Here is a 19,983-nt window from a genome sequence, read left to right as displayed (position 1 = left end):
CATAATGACGAAAACTTTAAGCGCGAACGCCCCAAAATCGCATGCATTTAAACAAGGGGCAGGTGCAGTGTTGAAGACACTGGCGAAAGTGCTCATCATAGCGCTAATGAGCTATGGGCCAGCGGGCGCCACCTCATGGCTGCTGAAAACCGTTAGCCGCAAGCCGCTGCGCTTGATCCTGGCTATGATACTGGAACCGATGTTTCGCAAAGGGTTAACCAAGGCCTTTGGGCGCTTTGCCAAGGAGAACAATGAAACGACTGCAAAATGAGTTAACGGCACTGGTCAACCGGGGGATGGATCGCCACCTGCGTTTGGCCGTCACCGGCCTGAGCCGCAGCGGCAAAACGGCCTTTATTACTGCACTCGTAAACCAATTGCTGCATATTCACAGCGGCGCGCGCTTGCCGCTGTTTTCGCCCGCGCGCGAGGAGCGCTTGCTGGGCGTGAAACGCATTCCGCAACGCGATCTGGGCATTCAACGCTTTACCTATGATGAAGGGCTGGCGCAACTGTACGGCGTGCCGCCGAGCTGGCCGACGCCGACGCGCGGCGTGAGCGAGATCCGCCTGGCACTGCGCTACCGCTCCACTGATTCGCTGCTGCGCCATTTCAAAGAGACATCCACCCTCTACCTGGAAATTGTCGATTACCCCGGCGAGTGGCTGCTCGATTTACCGATGCTGGAGCAGGATTACCTGGCCTGGTCGCGCCAGATGGCGGGGCTGTTGCAGGGCGAGCGCGCCGAATGGGCCAAACCCTGGCTGGCGTTGTGCCAAACTCTCGATCCGCTGGCGCCCGCGGATGAAAACCGGCTGGCGGCGATTGCCCAGGCTTATACTGACTACCTGCTGCGTTGCAAAGCCGAAGGGCTGCATTTTATCCAGCCCGGGCGCTTTGTGCTGCCGGGGGATATGGCCGGCGCGCCGGCGTTGCAGTTTTTCCCGTGGCCGAATATTGATGACAGCGGCGAAACGAAGCTGGCCCAGGCGGATAAACAAAGCAATTTCGGGATGTTGCGCACCCGCTTTAACTACTATTGCCAGTCGGTCGTTAAAGATTTTTATAAAGAGCACTTTGTGCGCTTCGATCGCCAGATCGTCTTGGTTGATTGCCTGCAACCGCTCAACAGCGGACCACAGGCGTTCAACGATATGCGCCTGGCGTTGACCCAACTGATGCAAAGTTTCCACTATGGCAAACGCACCCTGTTTCGCCGTCTGTTTTCCCCCACCATCGACAAGCTGATGTTCGCCGCCACCAAGGCCGACCACATCACTGCCGATCAGCACGCCAACCTGGTTTCGCTGTTGCAGCAACTGGTGCAGGAAGCGTGGCAAAACGCCGCCTTTGAAGGCATCAGCATGGACTGCGTCGGCCTGGCTTCGGTGCAGGCGACCGAAAGCGGCATGGTGGAATATCAGGGCCAGCTTATTCCGGCGCTGAAGGGCAACCGCCTGGCAGACGGCGCGCCGCTGACGGTCTTTCCCGGCGAAGTGCCGGCCCGTTTGCCGGGGCTGCCGTTTTGGCAAAACCAGGGGTTCCACTTTGACGCCTTTCGCCCACGCCCGATGAGCCCGGATAGTCCGTTGCCGCATATTCGGCTGGATGCCGTGATGGCGTTTTTACTGGGAGATAAGTTGCGATGAGCGAACCATTGAAACCCCGTATTGATTTCGAAACGCCGTTGCAGCCGCCGCAAGAGCCGCCGCTCCGTTCGGGCCTGACCTTCGACGAACGCCAGGCGGAATATTTTCATCCGGCCGAGCCGGAACGCCAACTGGAGGATGAGGAAGGGCGCGCCGAAGGCATCGTCAACGCGGCGCTCAAACCTAAACGCAGCCTGTGGCGCAAGATGGTTCACGCCGGGCTGGCGCTGTTCGGCGTCAGCGTAGTGGCGCAGGGCGTGCAGTGGCTGCATAACGCCTGGGTACAGCAGGATTGGATCGCCCTTGGCGGCGGCGTCGCCGGCGGTTTGATCGTCTTTGCCGGCGTGGGGGCGCTGGCGACCGAATGGCGCCGCCTGTACCGCCTGCGCCAGCGCGCGCAGGAGCGTGACGTGGCGCGTGAATTGCTGCACAGCCACGGCCTGGGCCAGGGGAGGGCGTTTTGCGAGAAACTGGCGCGCCAGGCCGGCCTGGATCAGGGCCACCCGGCTTTGCAGCGCTGGCAGGCATCGCTGCATGAAACGCAAAACGATCGTGAAGTGGTGGCGCTGTACGCCAACCTGGTGCAGCCGGTGCTGGACGAACAGGCGCGGCGGGAAATCAGCCGCTCGGCGGCGGAATCGACGCTGATGATCGCCGTCAGCCCGCTGGCGCTGGTGGACATGGCGTTTATCGCCTGGCGCAATATCCGCCTGATTAACCGTATCGCGGCGATATACGGCATTGAGCTGGGCTATTTCAGCCGTATCCGTCTGTTCCGGCTGGTGTTACTCAACATCGCTTTTGCCGGCGCTTCGGAGCTGGTGCGAGAAGTGGGGATGGACTGGGTATCGCAGGATTTGGCGGCACGCCTTTCCGCGCGTGCGGCGCAGGGCATTGGCGCCGGCCTGCTGACCGCGCGTCTTGGGATAAAGGCGATGGAGCTGTGCCGCCCGTTGCCGTGGCTGGATGGCGATAAGCCAAAGCTGTCTGATTTCCGTGGCCAGTTGATCGGCCAGTTGAAAGACGTGATGGCGAAAGGGGCCAAAAAGGATAAATAGCCCGCCGGCTGCGCCTGGCCGGGCGCAGCCAACACTGCGGCGTAAGGTTAATTTGCCGCCCGCGAGATGTTGCGCTAAAAAACCGCCGCCCCGTGCAATCATCCACCAGCCGTGTGGTATATCATCTCCGATTGTCGCTTGCCTGGTGCAAAAGCCATCGGAAAGCACGCGAATACGGATTCCTGTCAACTTTTGCTGACAGATGGCTTCTTCCCCGCAGGGGGAGAGAGTATTATCGTTGCCAGTTATCCCGCACCTGCAGAGAGAAGGTCTTACTGATGCGTTTGGAAGTATTTTGCGAAGACAGGCTCGGCCTGGCCCGAGAGCTGCTCGATCTTTTGGTTTTGCGTAATATCGATTTGCGCGGTATCGAGATCGCGCCGATCGGCCGAATTTACCTGAATTTTGCCCAATTGGATTTTGACACCTTCAGCGCGCTGATGATGGAGATCCGCCGTATCGACGGCGTGACCGATGTGCGCACCGTGAGCTTTATGCCTTCGGAGCATGAGCACCGCTCGCTGCGTGCACTGCTGCAATCGATGCCGGAACCGGTATTTTCCATTGATATGAAAGGGAAGGTCGAACTGGCTAACCCGGCGGCGCAGGCGCTGTTTTGCCTGGATGAGGACAAGCTGCGCAACCAGACCGCCGGGGCGCTGATCGGCGGTTATAATTTCGGCCGCTGGCTGGAGACCGGCAACAGTACGCCGCACTCCGAGCGAGTAGTGATCCGCAGCCAGGATTTCCTGATGGAGATCACGCCGATTTGCCTGGAAGACGAAAGCCAGCAGCAGGCGACGGTCGGGGCCGTGGTGATGCTGAAATCCACCGCGCGCATGGGGCGCCAGTTGCAGAACCTGGCGGTTAATGACGACAGCGAGTTTGCACATATCGTCGCCACCAGCCCGAAAATGCGCCAGGTGCTGGAACAGGCGCGCAAACTGGCGATGCTGGACGCGCCGCTGCTGCTGATTGGCGAAACCGGCACCGGTAAAGATATCCTGGCGCGCGCCTGCCATCTGCGCAGCCCGCGCGGCAAGCAACCCTTCCTGGCGCTGAACTGTGCGGCCCTGCCGGATGACGTGGCGGAAAGCGAGTTGTTCGGCCATGCGCCGGGCGCCTATCCGGGGGCGACCGAAGGCAAGAAAGGCTTCTTTGAGCAGGCAAACGGCGGCTCGGTGTTGCTGGATGAGATCGGCGAAATGTCGTCGCGGATGCAGGCCAAGCTGCTGCGCTTTATCAACGACGGCACCTTCCGCCGTGTGGGTGAAGAGCACGAAGTGCACGTGGATGTGCGCGTGATCTGCGCCACGCAGAAGAACCTGATCGAACTGGTGCAGCGCGGCGAGTTCCGTGAAGATCTGTACTACCGCCTTAACGTATTGGCGCTGAACATCCCACCGTTGCGCGAACGCCCGCAGGACATCATGCCGTTGACCGAGTTGTTCGTGGCGCGCTTTGCCGACGAGCAGGGCGTGGCGCGGCCAAAGCTCTCTAACGATCTGAATGCCTTCCTAAGCAAATACGGCTGGCCTGGTAACGTGCGCCAGTTGAAGAATGCCATTTACCGTGCGCTCACCCAAACCGAAGGCTATGAACTGCGCCCGCAGGATATTGTGCTGCCGGAGTTTGAATCGGAAATACCGCTGGGCGATGAGGCGCTGGATGGGTCGCTGGACGATATCAGCAAGCGTTTTGAACGCTCGGTGCTGACGCGCCTGTATCGCACCTACCCGAGCACGCGCAAGCTGGCAAAGCGGCTGGGCGTATCCCATACAGCGATCGCCAACAAGCTGCGCGAGTATGGGCTGGGCAATCGTAAGGCGGCAGACGACGGCGAAGAATAACGCCGCGCCGCGCAATGCGTCGATAAAACAAATAAGCAGCGCGGTTGCGCTGCTTATTGTTTACTCAAACCAAGAAACGCCTGGCTTCTGGCGCTTTATTTCAGTGCCGCCAGCGCTGCATCGTAATCAGGCTCATTGGTGATTTCATTCACCAGTTCGCTGTAGATCACCTTATCCTGGCCGTCCAACACTACCACCGCGCGCGCAGTCAAGCCTGCCAGCGGGCCTGCGGCGATCGCCACACCGTAATCCTGTTTGAACTCGGCACCACGCAGAGTGGACAGGGTAACCACGTTGGTCAACCCTTCCGCGCCGCAGAAGCGGGACTGGGCAAACGGCAGATCGGAAGAAATGCACAGCACCACGGTGTTATCCAATTCGCTGGCCAATTGGTTGAATTTGCGCACGGATGTGGCGCAGACGCCGGTATCAATGCTTGGGAAAATGTTCAGAACTTTGCGTTTCCCCGCGAAGCTATTCAGCGTTACGTCGGACAGGTCTTTGGCGACCAGCGTGAAAGGCTTGGCCTGTTCGCCAGCTTGCGGCAGTTTACCGTCAACGGTTACCGGGTTGCCTTGAAAATGTACTGTCTGGGTCATTGCTGGATTCCTTTTACAGGTGTTGATAACAAAGGGCACAGCCGATACGAACATCGCCTGCGCCGGGCCGCGCCCGCGGCGATTGACTGCTGTTCGGGGGCGCCGCCTGCGGCTTACTCGTGACGCAAGTTTATGTCAACATGGGTAAATTGGATATATAAAGTTTGCTAATAGACTGTATCCGCCAGGTTAAACCGTGCCATAAATCAACCGGCTGCAACCGCTAACGGCATGGCCGAAAGCGGGGTCAGGTGCGGTAGGCCAACAGTTCCACCATCGCCTCAAGGTATTGTTCGCTGGCCGCGTCGGCGGAAATCGGCGGCAGTTCTGCGGTGATGCACGGCAATGATAAATCCGCGCACCAACTGCCAAACGATCCCGGCGTTTCATAACCAACGCTGCTCACCAGCGGCAGGGCAAACTGGCGCGCCAGCCAGATCCCAAGGCGCGAGCTGCCGGCATCTTCAATGCACGCCAGCGGTTCATGAAAGGAAACCACCCACTGTGGCTTCAGGCTATGGATCAGGCGGCACAGCGCCTGGGTTTCCGGTTCCGAGCCCGGCCGGCCGCCGGTGGAAAGGCGCACATCCCGTGTCTTGGCCGCGCTGTTCCAGCGGTAAACCGTATCGCCGGAGCGCCAGTTGGCGGCGGGGAAGTTGCGGTTGAGATCCACGCCGTTCGCGTTGGCCCGCAGCCCCAGTTGGCAGCCGTCGGGGTTCACGGCCAACACCACATGGTGCCGGCGCTGGTTGGGCGCAATACTGCGCAGCGCGCATGATAGCGCCACCACGGCGGCGGTTTCGTCACCGTGGGTACCGGCCAGCACCAGCCCGGCTTCGGTGGTGCCGGTTGCCGCAGGGAAATACAGCAGCGGTGCGCCCAATAACGATTTGCCATAGCTTTCGCCGGCTATGGTCAATTGGCCACGTTCACTGCGCGGGCGTTGTGGGATCATGGTTTATCGCTCCGTGCGCCAGGAAAAGGTGATTATTATTTTATTCAGTGTATTAGGCTTGTGCCGCTAGCGACAGATAATGTTTACTGTGTGGCTGATGCCATATGCGCTGACGCTGTTGTTATACTATCCAGGCATCGGCCTAACCATATCAAGAGGATGTTCTATGCCCATTGCCAGAATAATTGCCCGCTACACCGAAAACGAAAATGACAGCCTGACGTTGCTGTGCGGTGTGGATGATGAAAAACAGATCCGCCAGGGGGCATGGTTTGGCGTAGTGAGAAACGACGATGGCCGCGGTGACGAATCCAACTATCCATTCACGCTGCATATCGACTACCAAAACGCCGCTTTTTACCTGGATTACGGCTATGACGATATCAATGCCCGGCAGTTGCAGCGCATTGACATTCAACAAAGCCCGCTGGCGGAAAAAGGCTACTTCACCATTTATGATGACGAAGAGGGTGAAGAGTTCTGCTACCAGATCGCCAGTATTCACCTGTACGACTAAGCCGCCAGCCGTGGGTTGGTATTGAACGCCCCGCTAAAGCGCTAGTGGGTGCCGATCTTGTGCTATACCCTTCATACTTCAAGCTGCAGGTGTGTTGGCTTTCCTCGCTCACCCCAGTCACTTACTCAAGTAAGCTCCTGGGGGTTCGCTGTGTTGCCGCCTTCCTGCAACTCGAATTATTTTGGGTATATAGGATAAATAATTCATAGGGTTAACGGGGATAATTGACGATGGCGGGAATCAAAGGGCGGATGGCGCTGTGCGCGGTGCTTGTCAGTACGGGGATCAACAGCGCGGTGGCTGCCGAGGTGCCTGCCGGCACCGTGCTGGCGGACAAGCAGGAAATCGTGCGCCATATCAAGGATGAGCCGGCCTCGCTTGATCCAATCAAAGCGGTGGGCCTGCCGGAAGCACAGGTGGCGCGCGACTTGTTCGAAGGCCTGGTGAACCAGGATGCCAACGGTAAAATCATTCCCGGCGTGGCCACGGCGTGGAGCACCACAGATAACCAGACCTACATTTTCACGCTGCGCAAAGACGCACGTTGGTCTAACGGTGACCCTGTCACGGCAAAGGATTTTGTTTATAGCTGGCAGCGGCTGGTGGATCCGAAAAGCCTGTCGCCGTTTGCCTGGTTTGCTCAGTTGGCCGGTATCCAGAATGCCGGCGATATCATCGCCGGCAAACAGCCGGTTAATCAACTGGGCGTCAGCGCGGTGGATGACCATACGCTTAAAGTACAGTTGGATAAACCCGTACCGTACTTCCCCAGCCTGACGGCCAATTTCAGCCTGTTCCCGGTGCCGCAAGCGGTGGTTGAAAAGTTCGGCAACGACTGGACCAAAGTCGGTAACCTGGTCGGCAACGGCGCCTATCAACTGCAGGAACGGGTGGTGAATGAAAAACTGGTGCTGGCGCCCAACCCACACTATTGGGATCACGCCCATACGGTGCTGACCAAGGTCACCTTTGTGCCGATTAATCAGGAATCCAACGCGACCAAGCGCTACCTGGCGGGAGATATCGATATTACCGAGTCTTTCCCGAAAAACCTGTACCAGAAACTGTTGAAAGATATCCCTGGCCAAGTGTACACCCCGGATCAGCTCGGCACCTATTATTATGCCTTTAATACCCAACGGCCGCCGACCAGCGATGTGCGGGTGCGCCAGGCGTTGTCCTATGCCATCGATCGTAAAATCATTGCCGAAAAGGTACTCGGTACCGGTGAAAAACCGGCCTACCATTTCACTCCGGACGTGACCGCCGGCTTCACACCGGACAACGGCCTGCTGAAACAACAATCCCAGGCTGAGCTGGACGCACAGGCCAAAACGCTGCTGCAGGCGGCAGGTTTCGGGCCAGGCAATCCGTTAAAACTGACGTTGCTATACAACACCTCGGAAAGCCACCAGAAAATCGCCATCGCCGTCGCCTCGATGTGGAAGAAGAAGCTGGGCGTGGAGGTGAAACTACAAAATCAGGAGTGGAAAACCTACATTGATAGCCGCAACAGCGGGAATTTCGATGTGATTCGCGCGTCTTGGGTGGGGGATTATAACGAAGCTTCAACGTTCCTTTCGCTGCTAACTTCCAGCCACAGCGGCAATATCGCCAAATTCCGCAGTGCTGATTATGATCGGGTGTTGGAGCAGGCTAGCCGTGAAACCGATCCTGCCGAACGCAACGCCGATTACAACCGGGCCGAGCAGATCATTGCCGAACAGGCGCCGATTGCGCCGATTTATCAATACACCAATGGGCGTTTGATTAAGCCCTGGGTAAAAGGCTACCCGATCACCAATCCGGAAGACGTGGCGTACAGCCACACGATGTATATCATCAAGCATTAGAGTAGGTTGGCACACGCGCTTTTCATTAAGCACGCTTATCTGCGTCAGGGGTCATTGCGGCCCCTTTGCTGATGAGGCGGGGGAGAAAATCAGTGTGCTGTTATCAGAGCCGATCCGGCATGATATCAACGACAACACGCCCGGCCATATCGGTTTGCGTCACGCGGTAAGAGGTGGGGTAAGAGCGGCGGGTGCTGAAGTGATCGTGTACTGACACTTTGCCCACCGGCTTGCCGGAAGCGTCTTTCACAATAAATTCGCTGATTTCTTCTTGGCCTTGGTTATGCAGGTGAATATTGCGTACTTTCTCTAACGTGCAGCTTTTATCGATTTTTAAGTGATCTCTTAACATAACTACCTCCTCGTAGTTAAATAGAGTATAGGCCTCATATAAGTGAGGTTAAACAAACTTATGTTAATTTTTTATTTTATTTTCGCATTATCATTGATGCGATTATGTTATCGCTTGATAAGGCGTTGGCCGACAGGTGGCCGTTTGGGGAAATCGCACGTTACGTTATCGGCAATTACTCCCCAGCTGCGTCTTTGATTTGTAAGGTATTAACGCTAGACTCACGCGTATTGGCACAACAAAGGGGATGACGGATGGATGTCATTGAAGGGCGAACAGTACAGGTATCTGACGCGGTCTATGCCTATCAGTTTGACGGCAAGGGCGGTGTAACCCCCATCGATAATGAAGCCGCAATTACCAGTGAAAAGCCTTGCTGGCTGCATCTGGACTACGCCCACCCGGCCAGTGCGCAATGGCTGAACACCACGCCGTTACTGCCTGATTCGGTGCGCGAAGCCTTGGCCGGTGAAAGCACCCGCCCACGGGTCAGCCGGCTGGGCGACGGCACCATGATTACGCTGCGCGCTATAAACTTCAATGCCGACTCGCGGCCGGATCAACTGGTGACCTTCCGGGTTTATATGACCGATCGGCTGATTGTTTCTACCCGCCACCGCAAGGTGTACTCGATTGATGAAGTGGTTAACGATCTGCAAAGCGGCACCGGGCCGATCAACAGCGGCGACTGGCTGGTGGAGATTTCCGATGCGTTGACCGACCACGCCAGCGAATTTATTGAAGATTTGCACGATAAGATCATCGATCTGGAAGACGCCTTGCTGGAGCAGCAGATCCCGGAGCGTGGTCAACTGGCGCTGATACGCAAACAGCTGATTGTGCTACGCCGCTACATGGCGCCGCAGCGCGACGTCTACTCCCGCCTGGCCAGCGAGCGCTTGCCGTGGATGGAAAATGACGATCGCCGCCGCATGCAGGATATCTCCGACCGTTTGGGGCGCGCGCTGGACGATCTGGACAGCAGCATCGCCCGCACCGCGGTGTTATCCGACGAAATCACCACGGTGATGGCGGACGCCATGAACCGCCGTACTTATACCATGTCGTTATTGGCGATGGTGTTCCTGCCCACAACCTTTCTGACCGGGTTGTTTGGCGTTAACCTGGGCGGGATCCCGGGGAATACCGATAACTACGGATTCGCCGTCTTTTGCCTGATGCTGGTGGGGTTGGTACTGGGCGTCGCCTGGTGGCTGAAACGCAGCCGTTGGTTGTAGTGAAAGCGGGGATAATTCGGTTTTCTATTGAGCAAAATCAATATTTGGCCGGGCAAACTACGGCATTCTTGATCTCGCAGGTGAATGCAACGTCAAGCGATGGGCGTTGCGCTCCATAATTGTCTTACTTTCTTATTTTAGAATTACTGCATAGCACATTTAATTCGTATGATGCCGGCCTAAACGCCGGCATTTTTTTTGCCTGCTGCCTGCTGCCTGCTGCCTGCTGCCTGCTGCCTGCTGCCGCGTTGCATCGTGCAGGTGGCAACAGGCCGGGGTTTATTTTATTTCCAGCACGTCCAGGCGTTGAACCACCGGCGCGTCTTCGGCATCTTCCGGCTGCCAGCCCACCGGCTGTAGAGGAAGCTCCTCACGGTCAAACGCCAGATCGCCGCCGCCCACCACTTCGCTGCCGTGATGGATCCCCTTGAAATCGAACAGTTCGGTATCGCACATGTGCGAGGGCACCACGTTCTGCATGGCGCTGAACATGGTTTCCAGGCGGCCTGGGTAGCGTTTATCCCAGTCGCGCAGCATATCGCCGATCACCTGGCGCTGCAGGTTGGGCTGTGAGCCGCACAGGTTGCAGGGGATGATCGGGAAGGCTTTGGCCTGCGCGAAGCGTTCAATGTCTTTTTCGCGGCAGTAAGCCAGCGGCCGAATCACCACGTGCTTGCCGTCATCGCTCATCAGCTTGGGCGGCATGCCTTTCATTTTGCCGCCGTAGAACATGTTGAGAAACAGGGTCTGCAGGATGTCGTCGCGGTGGTGGCCAAGGGCGATTTTGGTCGCACCCAGCTCGGTGGCGGTGCGGTAAAGGATGCCGCGGCGCAGGCGGGAACACAGCGAACAGGTGGTTTTGCCCTCCGGAATTTTTTCTTTCACGATGCCGTAGGTGTTTTCTTCAACGATCAGGTACTCCACCCCCAAATTTTCCAGATACGCGGGCAGAATGTGCTCAGGGAACCCCGGCTGCTTCTGATCCAGATTCACCGCCACCAGAGAGAAATTCACCGGCGCGCTTTGCTGCAAGTTGCGCAGAATCTCCAACATGGTGTAGCTGTCTTTGCCGCCGGACAGGCAGACCATGATGCGATCGCCTTCTTCAATCATGTTGTAGTCGGCGATGGCTTCACCCACATTGCGGCGCAGGCGCTTTTGCAATTTGTTCAGGTTATACTGCTCTTTAGGAGTAACTGACTGATTTTCTGTCATTTTTAAACTTCTCAATCTCTAAGGGGGCAACGTTGGGGCAAAACCTATCATCGTGCAAGCCTGTCGCCGGGCCTGCTGATTATTCAATCCGTGCGCCATAAATTACAGACACCATTTTCGCCTTATCATGCCCCATTCGATTCACGATAAAAAACGGGTTTCACCGACTGGCAATCGCCAGCCTAGATACACTAAATAATTCGAGTTGCAGGAAAGCCAACACACCTGCAACTTGAAGTATGACGAGTATAAAAGTATGCCGCGTATGGTACGGATTACGGCGGCGAATGCCAGCGCGTTTTACGCCGCGCCCACCTTGTGCCGAACGATAATCGCGAATAGCGCGGTTTTTACCCTGGTTTGATCAGGCCGTGCCGGTGTTAGCGAAGCTCATTGCCCCGGCATAGCGCACCAATGCACTGATTTGGTGCATAATAATGATGCAAAGGTATTTTTGTCTGATATTTGAACATTATACCGTGGGTTAACGCGATAAATTCTGGCGCAGGGTTTGCATTAGGGTTGCCGCCAGTTTTTGCTGGTTTCTTTTTTTTGGGGATGTTGAACTATGAATTTTAGAGCATTGCTTGCTGTAGCGTTATTCACAATAACCACTTGCGCTTTCAGCGCGACAAAATTACCCCATGTGGTGATCCTTGCCACGGGTGGCACCATTGCCGGTTCTGCCGCCAGCAATACGCAGACCACTGGGTATAAAGCGGGGGCGATCGGCGTTGAGACGCTGATAAATGCAGTGCCTGAATTGAAAAATGTGGCGCAGGTTGATGGCGAGCAGATCGCCAATATTGGCAGTGAAAACATGACCAGCGACATCATCCTGAAACTGTCGCAGCGGGTCAATGAACTGCTGGCGCGTGACGATGTTGATGGCGTGGTGATTACCCACGGCACCGATACGTTAGATGAAACGCCGTATTTCCTTAACCTGACGGTAAAAAGCAATAAACCGGTGGTGTTCACGGCGGCAATGCGGCCGGCGACGGCCATCAGCGCTGACGGGCCGATGAACCTGTTGGAGGCGGTTACGGTAGCGGCGGATCCTGCGGCCAAAGGGCGTGGAGTCATGGTGGTGCTGAATGACCGCATTGCCGCGGCGCGCTTTGCGAGCAAAACCAATGCAACCACTCTCGATACCTTCAAGGCGCCGGAGCAAGGTTATTTAGGCGTGATTGTCGGTGGCAAACCACAGTTTGAAACCCGCGTTGATAAAATCCATACGCTGCGTTCGGTGTTTGATTCACGCAATATCAAAACATTGCCGAAGGTGGTGATTATCTATGGCTATCAGGACGATCCTGAATATATGTATGATGCCGCCATCGCGCATCATGCGGATGGCATCATCTATGTGGGCACCGGTGCCGGCTCGGTTTCTGTCAGAAGCAAGGCTGGGATTGAAAAGGCGCAAAAAGCCGGCATTATCGTGGTCAGGGCATCACGTACCGGCAGCGGTGTGGTGCCGCCGGATGACGGCCAGCCCGGCCTGGTTGCCGATTCCCTCAACCCCGCCAAAGCACGTATTCTGCTAATGACGGCGTTGACCCAAACCAAGGATCCCGCGCTGATCCAGCAGTATTTCCATACTTATTAAGTTAAGCCCGCTAATCACAAAAGGCCCGCAATGATGCGGGCCTTTTGCTATCGGCAACCCGGTGCGCGTTTGTTAATGCACGTTACGCGCTACGGCGGCGATCACCTCAAGCGCAACCTCAGTAACCGTGCCGTTAATATCCAGCGCGGGATCAAAAGAGGCGATCCCCAGCGCGGCCACTGCAGCGTGGGCAGAAAGCAACTCGGCGCACTGAATCAGCGTTTCTGGCCGCAGCCCGCCCGGCGGCGCGAATTCATTCCCCATGCCAAACGTCGGATCAAGAACATCGACATCAAGGTGGAAATAAATCTGGGTAATGCCTTGGCCGGTCAGGCGATGTATTGCCGCCATCAGCCTGTCGAGGATATCCGTATCGGGCGGGATCTGCTCAATGGCCGATTGGGAAAGAACGCGTTTGTCGCCCAGATCGGCTCCGTGGCCGCCCACCAGGACGACATTTTCATCGGGAAGCGGGCGGAAGCCGGCAACCGTGGTGACAAGCGCCTGCCAGCAACGGCCGGTGAGGGTGCTGATTCCCATCGCATCCAGAAAATCCCCGTTGAAGGTTGCCGGCGTATTACAATCGCCATGCCCATCAAACCAGATCACCCCCAGCAGTTTCTCTGGGCTGGCGCGTTGTATGCCGGCTACCGTGCCCAATGAACTGTTGCAGTTGCCGGATAATACGATAGGCCGTTTGCCTGCCATTAAGGCCGCTTCAACCGCCGATGCCCCCGCGCGATGCAGCGCAAAGGCGGTGCCAATTTCGGTCGGGAATCGGGGGGATATGTCGAGCGTTTGCAGCATAACCGAGCCGTACTGCTGCAGCCGCTCAACGGCCCCATATTTGGCAAGGTGCATGGGGCCCGCGCCCATCCGGGCATGAGGGTGCCCGGAGTCATAGGGAATACAAATTAACTGATGGATCATGGGTTGGCTCCTCGGTCGCAGAAATGAACGTATCCGGGTTTATGGCCGCAATGACGTGAACAAGTATATCTTTTCGGCTATGCCATTAATGCAAGCGAATGAACAGAATGTGAAGGCGGTCTGCAAGGCGGTAGCGACGGCAGGCAATAAGAAAAGGGCGCGCGGCGGCGCGCCCTTTGCGGTTTACTCGCTGGTGGATTTTTCCGCTTTTCCGGCCAGCATGCTGAGGAAATCGTATTTTTCCTGCAGCTCTTTTTCCGCGGCCTGGTACAGCGCGCTGGCGACGTCTGGCTGCTGCGCGTTGAGGCGGCGGAAACGCTGCTCCTTCAGCAACGTTTCGCTCAGGTTGCTGCTTGGTGGCCGTGAATCCAGCGCCAGCGCGACTTTTCCTTCCTGCGCACGGCGCGGATCAAAGCGGTACAGCGGCCAGAAGCCGGTGGCGGTCAGCTGTTTCATCTGATCGTGGCTGAGCGCCAGATCGTAGCCATGCTCTTCACACGGGCTGTAAGCGATGATCAGCGAAGGGCCTGGGTAGGCTTCGGCTTCCTGAATTGCTTTTACCGTTTGGTTAAGCTGCGCGCCTAGCGAGATCTGCGCCACGTACACGTGGCCATACATCATCATGCTGACGCCCAGATCCTTGCGCGCCTTGCGCTTGCCTTTCTCACCGAATTTGGTCACGGCCCCAAGCGGCGTGGCCTTCGACTGCTGCCCACCGGTGTTGGAATAGCACTGGGTATCCAGCACCAGCACATTGACGTTTTCCGTCAGGCTCAGCACGTGATCCAGGCCGCCGAAGCCAATGTCGTAGGCCCAGCCGTCGCCACCGATCAGCCAAATGGATTTATCCACCAGATAGTCGGCATCGGTCGCCAACTGACGCGCATCGTCGCTGTCGATGGCAATCAGTTGCGCTCGCAGCTCGGCAATTTGCTGGCGGCGCGGTTCCGGCGCGATATCCGGCATCTGCAGGCTGGCCACCAGTTGGGCCGGCAACTGCGGCGCCAGGGTTTCCAACAGCCGCAGCACGCGTTTGCGGTGCTGATCCACCGTCAGGCGGAAGCCCAGGCCAAATTCGGCGTTATCTTCAAACAGCGAGTTGGCCCACGCCGGGCCGCGGCCTTCGGCGTTGGTGGTGTAGGGCGTGGTCGGCAGGTTGCCGCCGTAAATCGACGAACAGCCGGTGGCGTTGGCAATCAGCAGGCGATCGCCATACAGCTGGGTCAGCAGCTTGATGTACGGGGTTTCGCCGCAGCCGGAGCAGGCGCCGGAGTATTCGAACAGCGGGGTGATCAACTGCGAAGTGCGGATATCGATACGCTCCAGTTGCGCAGGATCGATTTCCGGCAACTGCAGGAAGAAATCGTAATGCTGTTTTTCCTCCACCAGATTATCCAGGCGCGAAGCCATATTGATGGCTTTGATTTCCGGGTTCTGGCGGTCTTTCGCCGGGCAGACTTCAACGCACAGGTTACAGCCGGTGCAGTCTTCCGGAGCAACCTGCAGCACGTATTTCTGGCCGCGCATATCGCGGGCCTTCACGTCCAGCGATTGCAGCGAAGCCGGCGCGCCCTCCAGCGCGGCCGGTTGCACCACTTTCGCCCGGATCGCCGAGTGCGGGCAGGCGGCCACGCAGTGGTTGCACTGGGTGCATAAGTTCGGCTGCCAGATTGGGATCTCTTCGGCGATGTTGCGTTTTTCCCACTGGGTGGTGCCCACCGGCCAGGTGCCGTCCGGCGGGAAGGCAGAGACCGGCAGTGCGTCGCCCAATCCGGCCAGCATGGCGGCGGTCACGGTTTTGACGAAGTCCGGTGCGGCATCGGAAACTACCGGCGGGCGCATTGGGCTGCTATCGTCAACCGGCTGCAACGGAATTTCGATCAGCGCTTCGCGGGTGGCGCCCAGCGCTTGCCAGTTGCGCTCAACGATTTCCTGGCCTTTGCTGCTGTAGCTGCGGGCGATGGCGTCCTGCAACTGTTGCAGGGCGATGTCGCTGGGCAGAATTTGCGTCAGGTGGAAGAACGCCATCTGCATCACGGTGTTGATGCGCGCGCCCAGTTGGCATTCACGCGCCAGCTTGGCGGCGTTGATGATGTAAAAACGGGCCTGGCGTTGGTTCAGCACCGCCTGCACTTCGTTCGGCAAACGGCCCCATACCTCATCGGCGCTGTACGGCGTATTGAGCAGGAAAATCCCACCGGGTTTCAGCCGCTCCGCCATTTGATATTTATCGATAAACTGCAACTGGTGGCAGCCGACGAAATCGGCGTGGCTGACCAGATAGGCCGAGTTGATCGGCTGTTTGCTCACGCGCAGGTGCGAAACCGTCAGGCCGCCCGCCTTTTTGGAGTCGTAAACGAAGTAACCTTGGGCGAACAGCGGCGTGCTGTTGCCGATAATCTTGATGTTATTTTTGGTGGCGGAGACGGAACCGTCGCTGCCCAGCCCGTAAAACAGCGCTTCCAATGTGGCGCGCGAAGGCAGGGTTTCGTCACTGAGCGGCAGCGAAAGGCCGGTAACATCGTCAAAGATGCCGACGGTAAAGCGTGGGCGTGGCTTATCCTGCGCCAGCTCGTTGAACACCGCCAGCGCGCAGTCCGGGCCGAACTCTTTGGAAGAGAGGCCGTAACGGCCACCGATCACTAACGGCAGGGTATCGCGTTCGCCGCGGCTGAAGGCTTCCGCCAGCGCAGTGATCACGTCCAGATACAGCGGTTCAGCCTGGGCGCCCGGCTCTTTGGTGCGATCGAGCACGGCGATTTTCCTGACGCTTTGCGGCAGCACCGCCAGCAGGTGTTCGGCCGCAAAGGGGCGGAACAGGCGCACTTTCAGCACGCCGACCTTTTCGCCGCGGGTGAGCAGGGTATCGATGACCTCTTCGCAGGTGCCGATGGCGGAGCCCATCAGGATCACCACGCGTTCAGCCTGCGGGTGGCCATAATATTCGAAAGGTTGATAATGGCGACCGGTTAGCTGGCCGAATTGCGCCATGGCGTCTGCGACGTGCTGGTAGGTGTTGTTGTACCAGGGGTTAGTGGCTTCACGCGACTGGAAATAGGTGTCCGGGTTGGCGGACGTGCCGCGCACCACCGGATGATCCGGCGACAACGCGCGGCGGCGGTGTGCGGCGATGGCGTCTTGCGGCAGCATTTGCTGCAGCGTGTCATCGCTCAGCGGGACGATTTTATTGATTTCATGCGACGTGCGAAAACCGTCGAAAAAGTGAATAAACGGCAGGCGGCTGTTAAGGGTCGCCGTTTGTGAAATCAGGGCAAAATCTTGCGCTTCCTGGACGTTGCTGGCGCACAGCATCGCGCAGCCGGTTTGGCGCACGGCCATCACGTCGGAGTGATCGCCGAAAATTGACAGCGCGTGGGTCGCTACGGTGCGTGCTGCAACGTGCAGCACAAACGGCGTCAGTTCACCAGCCAGTTTGTACAGTGTGGGGATCATCAGCAGCAGGCCCTGCGATGAGGTAAACGAGGTTGATAATGCGCCCGTCTGCAACGCACCGTGCACCGTGGCGATAGCGCCGCCTTCGGATTGCATTTCCACCACTCGCGGTACGTCGCCCCAGATATTTTTACGGCCATCACCAGACCAGGCGTCCGCCTGTTCCGCCATGGTGGAACTGGGGGTAATCGGGTAAATGGCAATCACTTCATTGGTGCGATAGGCCACGGACGCTACTGCATTATTACCGTCTGTAGTAATCATTAATAGTACCTTTCATTGCTCGCAAAGCTGCAAAAGGATCTGTGCTTTTGCAGTAATGGGCGAAGTCTAGCAGAGTGGCGCATTGGCTCTCTATCGCATTTGTGTGGCCGAATGAATAGAATGGCGGGGGGAGTGGCACGGAATTTTTGCTGGCGCCACATTGCTTTAACGTCAGTTTAACTCGGCCCTAATATACTGGGCCAGTATTACGCTATTTCAGCCGGGTTTCGCCTAAAACGGTTGCGGTAGCGCAGAACCTTTTTTGTCAATATGACGACACATGGAAGAAGCCTATGTCTGGATTTATGTATTTAATCATGGCGATTATTGCGGAAGTTATTGCCACGACGATGCTTAAAGCATCGGAAGGTTTTACCCGGCTTTGGCCTTCGCTGCTGGTGGTTGCCGGTTACTCCGTGTCATTTTATGGGCTTTCCGTGGTGGTAAAAACCATGCCGCTTGGGATTGTGTATGCGCTCTGGTCGGGGCTGGGCATCGTATTGGTGACGATTGCCGCGATGTTTATTTATCAGCAAAAGCTCGACTGGCCGGCGGTGTTTGGCCTGGCGTTGATCATCGCCGGTGTTTTGGTGATTAATCTGTGGTCGAAGGCGTCTGTGCACTAGGCAGTTTTGTATATGTTGATACGAGCGGCATTATCTGCGTTTTAACCTATGCGGATTATTTTTTCTTTCGTGCCGAAATAAACGTGAAAGTCTATTTTCATTATTTATTTATCGGTCTAAATTAGACGCTGCACATCGTCAAACGCCAATGCCTGGCCAATTATCGGCTTGGTCAGTTTGTATCTGCACAAATTAGCTCCGTGGATTAGCGTGAAAAGTTAATTGGCGGGGATAGCGTAATATCGGTTCGGGAGTGGAAGAATGATCGTAGCGAGAGGGTTGTTTGCCAGTGCCGTGTTGCTGTTGGCTGCCTGTAGCAGCAACGGCAGTAATGATGAACCCGTTCAAAAGGCAACCAGCCTGAATATTAATACGTTACCGACCAGTGCGCTCTGTGCCCGCGCTGGCGGCGTCACCACCGTCGCCCATTCCTTGAATGGCGATGCGGTGAAAATGTGCCAGATGCCAAACGGCAAGCGTTGCGAAGAGTGGGCGCTGGGCCAGGGGGCATGCTCCGCGGCCGGCTGATTGCCGCGGCTAACGGGCAGGGCGTGAAGCGGGGTGCGGCAGGCACCCCGTCGGTTTTATTCGTTCAATAGATTGGGGCACGGTTCGCCGCGTGAAAGCTGCTCGATGTTTTTCAGCGTGGTCTGCCCGATGCTGGTTAACGCCTCTTCCGTCAGGAACGCCTGATGGCCGGTAAACAGCACGTTGTGGCAGGCGGAAAGGCGGCGGAATACATCGTCCTGAATCACATCGTTGGATTTGTCCTCAAAGAACAGATCCCGCTCATTTTCATAGACGTCCATGCCCAGCGCGCCGATTTTTTGCTGCTTAAGCGCCTCGATGGCGGCCGATGAATCAATCAGCCCGCCGCGGCTGGTGTTAACTATCATCACCCCTTTTTTCATCAGCGCAAAGGCTTCGGCATTCAGCAAGTGGTGGTTCTCCGGCGTCAGCGGGCAGTGCAGGGTAATCACGTCCGAACGTGCGTACAGCGTTTTCAGCGGCACGTATTCGGCACCCAGTTCCAGCGCCTGTTCGCTGGGATAGGGATCGTGAGCCAGCAGCGTCATACCGAAGCCCTTCAGGATACGCATCGCCGCCACGCCGATTTTACCGGTGCCGATAACGCCGGCGGTGCGGTTGTACATGTTGAAGCCAATCAGCCCTTCGAGCGAGAAGTTGGCATCGCGGGTGCGCTGATAGGCGCGGTGAATGCGGCGGTTAAGGCACATCATCATGCCGACGGCGTGTTCTGCCACCGCTTCTGGCGAATAGGCCGGCACGCGCACCACCTTAATCCCCAACTCGCTGGCGGCGGCCAGATCGACATTGTTAAAGCCGGCGCAGCGCAGCGCGAGGATCTTGATCCCCATCTGCGCCAACTCCTCCAACACCTTGCGGCTGCCATCGTCATTAACGAAAATACACACGGCATTACAGCCGGCGGCGGTTTTGGCGGTCCTTGGGCTGAGCATAAAATCGAAAAACTCCAGTTGATAGCCGAACTGCTGGTTTACCAACTCGAGGTATTTACGGTCATACTGTTTGGTGCTGTATATCGCCAATTTCATCGTGGTTTCTCCCACTGTGATCCTGCGGCCATCTTAATGAGTTTCACACCATCGGACAATGAATTTACAACCCTACAATTGATGTGTTAACTAATTGTTTTTATGCTTTTATTTCTACTTTTATGATTGTTAATCAATCAGGGTAAAAGATGTAAAACTCTCGCTGCGAATACCCCATCGAAGATTCAGGTTAACACGTTGACGATGGGCTAACTGCCTATATTAAGAAGAATGC

Annotated in this window: 17 protein-coding genes and 1 pseudogene; 10 read left to right on the top strand and 8 right to left on the bottom strand. The window is 56.8% G+C overall.

The annotated features are described in order from the left end of the window. The first annotated feature begins 4 nt into the window (after positions 1-4). The 4 genes from pspD to tyrR all read left to right on the top strand — a co-directional run bounded on the left by pspD (position 5) and on the right by tyrR (position 4,557). Complete coding sequence (pspD, locus tag ACN28Q_RS24850; protein ID WP_095848788.1) at positions 5-271, top strand: phage shock protein PspD; 267 nt, start codon at positions 5-7, stop codon at positions 269-271. Further along, a complete protein-coding gene (locus tag ACN28Q_RS24845) occupies positions 252-1,649 on the top strand; it encodes a YcjX family GTP-binding protein (protein ID WP_095848787.1) in 1,398 nt (465 codons plus the stop codon). The genes pspD and ACN28Q_RS24845 overlap by 20 nt, the downstream gene beginning before the upstream one ends. Further along, positions 1,646-2,707, top strand: coding sequence for a YcjF family protein (locus ACN28Q_RS24840; RefSeq protein ID WP_095848786.1), 1,062 nt, complete (start codon positions 1,646-1,648; stop codon positions 2,705-2,707). Before ACN28Q_RS24845 ends, ACN28Q_RS24840 begins: the two co-directional genes overlap by 4 nt. 278 nt (positions 2,708-2,985) lie before the next feature. Beyond that, positions 2,986-4,557, top strand: a complete 1,572-nt coding sequence (tyrR, locus tag ACN28Q_RS24835; RefSeq protein ID WP_095848785.1) for a transcriptional regulator TyrR — start codon at positions 2,986-2,988, stop codon at positions 4,555-4,557. 95 nt (positions 4,558-4,652) lie between these two features. On the opposite strand, the gene tpx is transcribed toward tyrR, so the two are convergent. Together tpx and mpaA are read right to left on the bottom strand one after the other, a co-directional pair. Beyond that, positions 4,653-5,156, bottom strand: a complete 504-nt coding sequence (gene tpx, locus ACN28Q_RS24830) for a thiol peroxidase (RefSeq protein WP_095848784.1) — start codon at positions 5,154-5,156, stop codon at positions 4,653-4,655. 247 nt (positions 5,157-5,403) lie between these two features. After that, positions 5,404-6,111 carry a murein tripeptide amidase MpaA gene (gene mpaA, locus ACN28Q_RS24825; RefSeq protein ID WP_095848783.1) on the bottom strand — a complete coding sequence of 236 codons (708 nt, stop codon included), beginning with the start codon at positions 6,109-6,111 and terminating at the stop codon, positions 5,404-5,406. 166 nt (positions 6,112-6,277) lie between these two features. Between mpaA and ACN28Q_RS24820 the strand changes: the two genes are divergently transcribed. Then, positions 6,278-6,628: a hypothetical protein gene (locus tag ACN28Q_RS24820; protein WP_095848782.1), complete on the top strand. Its 351-nt coding sequence runs from the start codon at positions 6,278-6,280 to the stop codon at positions 6,626-6,628. Positions 6,629-6,858: 230 nt separating this feature from the next. Beyond that, positions 6,859-8,481, top strand: a complete 1,623-nt coding sequence (locus ACN28Q_RS24815; RefSeq protein WP_095848781.1) for a peptide ABC transporter substrate-binding protein — start codon at positions 6,859-6,861, stop codon at positions 8,479-8,481. A 103-nt stretch (positions 8,482-8,584) separates the two neighbouring features. Here ACN28Q_RS24815 and ACN28Q_RS24810 read toward each other — a convergent pair whose 3' ends face one another. Beyond that, the gene (locus tag ACN28Q_RS24810; RefSeq protein ID WP_095848780.1) at positions 8,585-8,833 is read right to left on the bottom strand and encodes a hypothetical protein; all 249 of its coding nucleotides are present in this window, start codon (positions 8,831-8,833) and stop codon (positions 8,585-8,587) included. Between the two features lie 254 nt (positions 8,834-9,087). Here ACN28Q_RS24810 and zntB point away from each other — a divergent pair, with 254 nt between their 5' ends. After that, positions 9,088-10,071, top strand: a complete 984-nt coding sequence (zntB, locus tag ACN28Q_RS24805; RefSeq protein WP_095848779.1) for a zinc transporter ZntB — start codon at positions 9,088-9,090, stop codon at positions 10,069-10,071. Positions 10,072-10,350: 279 nt separating this feature from the next. Here the strand turns inward: zntB and ttcA are convergent, their stop codons facing one another. Both ttcA and ACN28Q_RS24795 read right to left on the bottom strand, forming a co-directional pair. Continuing rightward, entirely contained in the window at positions 10,351-11,286 is a 936-nt protein-coding gene (ttcA, locus tag ACN28Q_RS24800) for a tRNA 2-thiocytidine(32) synthetase TtcA (protein WP_095848778.1), read from the bottom strand. A 79-nt stretch (positions 11,287-11,365) separates the two neighbouring features. After that, positions 11,366-11,636, bottom strand: a pseudogene (locus ACN28Q_RS24795) (site-specific integrase); the annotation flags it as partial. 218 nt (positions 11,637-11,854) lie between these two features. Here ACN28Q_RS24795 and fraE point away from each other — a divergent pair. After that, entirely contained in the window at positions 11,855-12,898 is a 1,044-nt protein-coding gene (fraE, locus tag ACN28Q_RS24790; RefSeq protein ID WP_095848777.1) for a fructose-asparagine asparaginase, read from the top strand. A 72-nt stretch (positions 12,899-12,970) separates the two neighbouring features. Here the strand turns inward: fraE and ACN28Q_RS24785 are convergent, their stop codons facing one another. Further along, complete coding sequence (locus ACN28Q_RS24785; RefSeq protein WP_095848776.1) at positions 12,971-13,828, bottom strand: arginase family protein; 858 nt, start codon at positions 13,826-13,828, stop codon at positions 12,971-12,973. A 183-nt stretch (positions 13,829-14,011) separates the two neighbouring features. Then, on the bottom strand, positions 14,012-17,545 hold the full coding sequence (nifJ, locus tag ACN28Q_RS24780; RefSeq protein ID WP_095848775.1) for a pyruvate:ferredoxin (flavodoxin) oxidoreductase: 3,534 nt from the start codon (positions 17,543-17,545) through the stop codon (positions 14,012-14,014). A gap of 293 nt (positions 17,546-17,838) precedes the next feature. On the opposite strand from nifJ, the gene ACN28Q_RS24775 reads away from it, so the two are divergent. Further along, positions 17,839-18,171, top strand: a complete 333-nt coding sequence (locus ACN28Q_RS24775; RefSeq protein WP_095848774.1) for a DMT family transporter — start codon at positions 17,839-17,841, stop codon at positions 18,169-18,171. 261 nt (positions 18,172-18,432) lie between these two features. After that, positions 18,433-18,699 carry a putative hemolysin gene (locus tag ACN28Q_RS24770; protein ID WP_095848773.1) on the top strand — a complete coding sequence of 89 codons (267 nt, stop codon included), beginning with the start codon at positions 18,433-18,435 and terminating at the stop codon, positions 18,697-18,699. A gap of 56 nt (positions 18,700-18,755) precedes the next feature. Here the strand turns inward: ACN28Q_RS24770 and ACN28Q_RS24765 are convergent, their stop codons facing one another. Next, positions 18,756-19,748: a 2-hydroxyacid dehydrogenase gene (locus tag ACN28Q_RS24765; protein WP_095848772.1), complete on the bottom strand. Its 993-nt coding sequence runs from the start codon at positions 19,746-19,748 to the stop codon at positions 18,756-18,758. Positions 19,749-19,983: the final 235 nt, after the last annotated feature.

This window comes from Gibbsiella quercinecans, assembly GCF_002291425.1.
Classification (GTDB): Bacteria; Pseudomonadota; Gammaproteobacteria; order Enterobacterales; family Enterobacteriaceae; genus Gibbsiella; species Gibbsiella quercinecans.
The sequence above is the reverse complement of the archived record's forward strand: the minus strand, read 5'-3'. Positions and strand labels throughout refer to the sequence as shown.